The organism is Acinetobacter chinensis (assembly GCF_002165375.2).
GTDB classification, from domain to species: Bacteria; Pseudomonadota; Gammaproteobacteria; order Pseudomonadales; family Moraxellaceae; genus Acinetobacter; species Acinetobacter chinensis.
Map to the genome: position 1 here is coordinate 1 of NZ_CP032128.1, position 5,433 is coordinate 5,433.

The 5,433-nt window shown below is 39.6% G+C and carries 6 protein-coding genes; 3 read left to right on the plus strand and 3 right to left on the minus strand.

Translation table 11 applies throughout. The features are described 5' to 3' along the window. Positions 1-135: 135 nt before the first annotated feature. Genes CDG60_RS00120 through trbL form a run of 3 tightly spaced genes read left to right on the plus strand, consistent with a single transcriptional unit; the run spans position 136 to position 2,130 of the window. Entirely contained in the window at positions 136-411 is a 276-nt protein-coding gene (locus CDG60_RS00120; protein ID WP_004919011.1) for a DUF8583 domain-containing protein, read from the plus strand. 3 nt (positions 412-414) lie between these two features. Further along, the gene (ant(3'')-IIa, locus tag CDG60_RS00125; RefSeq protein WP_005071978.1) at positions 415-1,203 is read left to right on the plus strand and encodes an aminoglycoside nucleotidyltransferase ANT(3'')-IIa; all 789 of its coding nucleotides are present in this window, start codon (positions 415-417) and stop codon (positions 1,201-1,203) included. Between the two features lie 21 nt (positions 1,204-1,224). After that, on the plus strand, positions 1,225-2,130 hold the full coding sequence (gene trbL, locus CDG60_RS00130) for a P-type conjugative transfer protein TrbL (RefSeq protein WP_204832353.1): 906 nt from the start codon (positions 1,225-1,227) through the stop codon (positions 2,128-2,130). Between the two features lie 21 nt (positions 2,131-2,151). On the opposite strand, the gene CDG60_RS00135 is transcribed toward trbL, so the two are convergent. From CDG60_RS00135 to mobQ, 3 genes are all read right to left on the minus strand, one after another. Further along, positions 2,152-2,385, minus strand: coding sequence for a hypothetical protein (locus tag CDG60_RS00135; protein ID WP_087514467.1), 234 nt, complete (start codon positions 2,383-2,385; stop codon positions 2,152-2,154). Positions 2,386-2,400: 15 nt separating this feature from the next. Further along, positions 2,401-3,339, minus strand: a complete 939-nt coding sequence (repM, locus tag CDG60_RS00140; RefSeq protein WP_065996348.1) for a replication initiation protein RepM — start codon at positions 3,337-3,339, stop codon at positions 2,401-2,403. Between the two features lie 601 nt (positions 3,340-3,940). Next, positions 3,941-5,359, minus strand: coding sequence for a MobQ family relaxase (mobQ, locus tag CDG60_RS00145; RefSeq protein ID WP_065996350.1), 1,419 nt, complete (start codon positions 5,357-5,359; stop codon positions 3,941-3,943). Between the last annotated feature and the right edge of the window lie 74 nt (positions 5,360-5,433).

The window sequence follows — 5,433 nt, forward strand, 5'->3', positions numbered from 1 at the left end:
TACGCACTCCAAACTTTAGTTTGGGAAAGTGCGCCCTTCGGGAAAACCCACAACAATCATATAGCAACTTGAAAGCAATGTTCAAGTGCGCTTATGATTTAGGGGGATTTCCTCTATTTGAAAGGTATGTTAAAGATGAAAATTGAGTCATTGGAACAACAAATTTCTAAGCAACAAGAGCGGTTAAAACAGTTAAAAGCTCAAAAACAAGCTGCTGTAGCTCGTGAACGTTCTAAGCAAAAAGAGTTAGAACGAAAGAATGATACAAGACGTAAGATTTTAATCGGCTCTTGTATGTTAAAAATCGTCGAAAATGACACTGTTGCTCATGAAAAGTTAATGGCTCAACTCGATAAATACTTAACCGAAAATCGAGATAGAGAATTATTTAATCTTCCATTAAAGGAGTGAGTGATGCCTGATTTAATTCAGTTAGAATATCTACAAGAAAAATTACAGCAGCTTTTAGCGGAATCATTATTTGCAATTTATCTTTATGGTTCAGCTGTTGACGGTGGTTTAGGGCCAGAAAGTGATCTTGATGTACTGGTCGTGGTCACTCAACCATTAACTTCTGCTTTACGTGAGCAGCTTGCACAAGAATTACTAAAAATTTCACAGCCTGTTGGGGAATTACAAAGGCCATTAGAAGTTACTATTTTATTAAAAGATGAGATTCAGTCTGGAATTTATCCTTTAAGTTATGAAATGCAATTTGGTGAATGGCTGCGTGAAGAGCTTAAAGAAGGTGGAATATTGAGCTCACAGAAAGACCCAGATATTAGTATATTGCTTAGAAAAGCGAGATCTCATCATACAGTTTTATTTGGGCCAGCTTTAAACCAATGGGCACCTGAAATTTCTGATCAAGAACTATGGCAAGCAATGTCTGACACTTATCCCGAAATTGTAGCGCATTGGGATGAGGATGCAGATGAAAGAAACCAGATTTTAGCTTTATGCCGGATCTATTTTAGTTTAGTGATGAAGGATATTGCTTCAAAAGACAATGCTGCACGATGGGTTATGTCTCAGCTTTCTGATGAGCAGAAATTCGTATTGCAGCGACTTATACAGGAATATAGAGGGGAAATCGGCAAACAAAATTGGCAAGAGGAGCATTATGCTTTGCAGCCTATTGTCAATTTTTTGAGTTCAAAAATTGAAGAGCAGTTTGAGCAGAAAAGAAATCTGATCACATAATAATTTTTTGATTCTGGCTTTATGTCATGGCTTTTGATGAACTCAGCAACGTTCGCTGAAGCGATTGTAAATAGCTTCAGGCAGGCTGCATCTACCGCCAGTGGCTACAGTCTGCTTACACCCTCAGATTTTTTTGTGAACGGCTGGAAGATCGTCCAAGAGATTTTAAACTCGGTAAGTGCTTGGTCGCCTATTGATTCATTGGGGATGCTGATTGCTTCAATCATTATCATGATTGCATTTGCCTTGATTTGTGCGTTCTTGGTTTTGGCGTTGGTTGAAATGTATATCGTGGTGTCAGCTAGTGTCTTAATGATGGGGTTTGCAGGTTCGCAATGGACGAAAGACTATGCCTTGAAAACTATTCAATATGCTGTTTCAGTCGGTGCAAAAATATTTATCTTACAATTGATTGCAGGTCTTGGACTTACTTTTATCCAAGAGTGGGCTACGGGCTTTAATGTTGAAGACAATGTAAGTTTGGTCGGTATGATTGGCTGTAGTGTGGTACTGCTGGCATTAACCAAAATTGTGCCTGATATGCTCCAAGGTGTGATTAACGGTTCATCTATTGGAAGTGGTGCTGCTTTAACTTCTGCCCTACGTGCTGTGGCTGCTGCGACAGCTGGCGCTGCTGCTGGTGCAGCTGGTGCGTCTATGGCTACAAAAGGCGCTGGAGCGTTGGCAAGTGAACAGCTTAAAACGGCTCAAGCAACTGGCACAGGCCCATCGAGTGCAATGGGTAAAGCTGGTTTTATGGCTGGTAATATGGCCATGAATATGAGTTCTGCTTTAAAAAGTGACCTTGGTAGTCGTTTAAGTGGTTCTACGACTGGTGGACGTATGGCTGGCTCGATGATGAATAAAGCAAACGAGCTACGGTCAAAACGATCTAAAAGCAATCAGGATGAAAACACTATCTCATAGGGCGAGACAGATTTTTTCTGATTATTCGCATTTGTTTAGTTGTTGTTTTATACGCTCAATCCTTGTAATAAGACCATCCACACAACTTTGATGACGTTCATAAAGTGGGTGGTCTTTATTCTGCCGGTTATCCAATATTTCTTTGGCTTCGATGTACTCTTGTTCTAGTTTGTATAGTTGACCTTTCAGTCCAAAATTATCTTTATTCCAGATAGCTAATAGCTCGGTTTCACTTAGTTTTGATAAATCAGTCATTAGTAATACTCCCATTTAACCTTTAAAATCTGTTTCTGTTCGCAATGCCTTGAATATGCGTTTTGCCGTTTCTTCTCGCACACTGGACGGGTCACGTAAAATATTGGCAATCCATATTGCAAATGCTTGATAGTCCTTATTCCCTGCTAGGTCGCTGATACTGTGGACTTTAGACAATACTGAGCTATAAGTATTTATCTGACTGTCTGACAAGTTGCAGAACATATCAACCGTGCTTGGATCTCGTTCATGGTTGATTGTTTTAGGCTTGGATTTCTGTTTAAAGCTGAATGAAAACCCAATGATTGAACGTCCTCGCTTATGTTGCTCGTATTCTGCCTTAATGTCGGTATGGTCGTTAATTTGTTGAATAGCAGGCTCTAATACTCGTCTTTTAAACGATTCCATCCGTTGATGCTCTGTGTCCAATACACCAAGTCTTGACCTCAATTCCTTAGTTTCAAGCATTGATACTTTCCCAGTGCTACGCCATGCAATTAGTAGTTCATATAAACGTATGGCATAGGCACTCGTTAGGCTACTTACCTGCTCCAGTTCATAACTGGTGAAATGCTTCTCTAGGTTGGTGATCAGTGGCACAACATCATCTGAAAACCTGATACGGACAAGGGCTTCATTTTCAACATAGGACACACGCTGTACCCATCGGCTCATAACATTCTCAAGATTGCCTTTAGCCGTTAATTTTTGGTAACTAAAGCGACGCTCAAACAAGTTTTTGCAAGCATCCTTTAAGACTTTGTAGGCGGTGTTTCTATGGACATTGAAATGGTTAATGTAGCTTTCTGCATGGATAGTTAAATCACGGTCACTAGGGATATTAGACTCCCTCGCCTCCAGTATTGCTAAAAGGATTAGGCGTTGTTCTGCAAGGTCTAAATTATAACTGGCATTGATCAGCGCATTATCCTTAACGACTAGGTCTTTTTTCATACATAGCAACTTATTCGAATTTTGTTGTTATAGCAACATTATATAACAATGTTGTAATATGCAAGATAAACGTTGCTATATTGCAAGATAAACGTTGCTATATTGCAAGATAAACGTTGCTATATTGCAAGATAAACGTTGCTATATAAAGTCTGAAACCATTGCTATATAAGGATTTCAGTCACCCTAAAAATTAAAAAAAATAAAAAAATTAAAAAAGAGGGGAGGGGTCAAAATTGCCCTATGTACTCGCTAAAGCTCGTACTTTATTGAAGCTCGCAAGCTCGCTTCGAGGGGCAATTTTTCGGTTAATCCTGTTTGTGAAATCTAAAAGCAAAAGCAACTATGAATTCGCTTCGCTCATAAGGCTTTATGCTCGCTTCGCTCGGTCTAGGTGCAGATTTCAACATGAAAATATAGATTTTCTAGGGTTCAAGTCATTTAAAAGCGGTTTTTCAGAGGGTCGAGGGTCGAATATTGCTAGTTCGCTCGTAGACACTCGCTCTGTAAAACCATGTATTGTTTAGATAATTTTAATAAACACCAAAAAGAATAGGTATATCTATGGTGCAAAATCATATATTTTGCACCATAGATATACCTATCTTGAACGTGGTCTATTCCGCTTTTCGGCTTCAAGCATCTTGTTGGCTTCTTCATGCTTACCTTGTTCACGCAAGGCTTTACGTGCAAAAAATGCCTGTTTTTCTTGTTCTTGTATGGCTTTGGCTTCTTGTTTTCGTTTTTCCTGTTCGGCTAACTTCCGTTGTTGTTCTCGCTCAAGATAATTTCTTGCTCGGTCATATTTAGCTTTTAGGTTTGGATTAGCCTTGTTTACAGTCAGTTTTGCCCGATCTGTATAGCGTTCAGGCTCAAATCGAGGGGAGTTATTCCTCAATTCTCGTTCTTGTTCTTCCAGCTGGTTCAACTGCTTCTGAATTTCAGCATTTGCTGTATCCCATTTTCCGCCAAAAAACAGGGGTCTTTTTCCTAGTTCTTCTTTTTGGTGTTTAATATCGCTTTTAGATAGCTCTATTTGCTCCAAAACAGCGTTTATTTGCTCGATTTCTGTTTTTTGGATAGATGACGCTATGTTTTTCGCTTCTGTGGCTATAGCGTCGTTATATTGCGAAATAACGCTATATGCAATTTTGGTTAATTCTTCAGGGGAACGTTGTTCCTGGTCTTTTTCTTTTTGGCGTTGTTCCTGGTCTAAATTTTCCCTGGTCTGTTCCAAGTCATGAACAAGGCGTTCTGTGGCTAAAATTTCTTGCTCAAGTCCTTTAATTAATTGGCGTTCTGTATTTCTAGCCTTAATCGCATCGTTACTTAAACTGATTTCAGTGTCCTTGCCCTGTCTGCGAAGTTGGGTAATTGTAGAACCCTCATGCTGTGTGGCTTCTAAATCTAAACCTTGCTCTTTGTAGCTGCGGTGATCGACACGCTCATGGCTGCCAACCTGTTCAAGAAATTGATTGCAGAGTTCCGCAAACTGTTGTCTCCAGTGTTCGACTTCTTGTTTGCCGTTGTCGTTAAATTCTCTCGTTTTTTTATCAAGGTCGCCTTGTTGGTTAATGCTGCGTGTAGTGAGCATGATGTGGGCGTGATAGTTGCGGTCATCACTTCCGCCTGCGGTATGTGGGGCATGAATGACTGCATCAACAACGACCTTATGACGTTCTACAATTTTTCCGCATAGCTCATTGAGCATCTTCTCTCGTTGTTCTTGGTTTAATTCACAAGGAAATGCAACTTCAAATTCTCTTGATAATTGAGAGTTTTTTCTAGTTTCAATGGTTTCGACCGTATTCCAAAGCGTTTCCCGATCTAATAATTCTTTTTTGGTGTTTTCAGGCGCATAGATATTTTTAAATTCTATGCCTGTTTTCTTCGTGTAATCCTGCTCTTTTCCATAGCGTTCATCTTTCAATTTTTCCCCTGATCTATATGCAGCACACGCAACAGCACTTCGACCATCTGATCGACTAATATTTTTTACTGAAAAGTGAAAAATAGCCACGATGTAAAGTCCCATTGACAAGTGTTTTTAAAAAAAAATTGAAAATTTTTTTTCGGGGTTAAGGGGTGTCCCCT

Coding starts and splice junctions, on each gene's coding strand:
- CDG60_RS00120 (WP_004919011.1), top strand. CDS start 136: ATGAAAATTGAGTCATTGGAACAACAAATTTCTAAGCAACAAGAGCGG.
- trbL (WP_204832353.1), top strand. CDS start 1,225: ATGTCATGGCTTTTGATGAACTCAGCAACGTTCGCTGAAGCGATTGTA.
- CDG60_RS00135 (WP_087514467.1), bottom strand. CDS start 2,385: ATGACTGATTTATCAAAACTAAGTGAAACCGAGCTATTAGCTATCTGG.
- repM (WP_065996348.1), bottom strand. CDS start 3,339: ATGAAAAAAGACCTAGTCGTTAAGGATAATGCGCTGATCAATGCCAGT.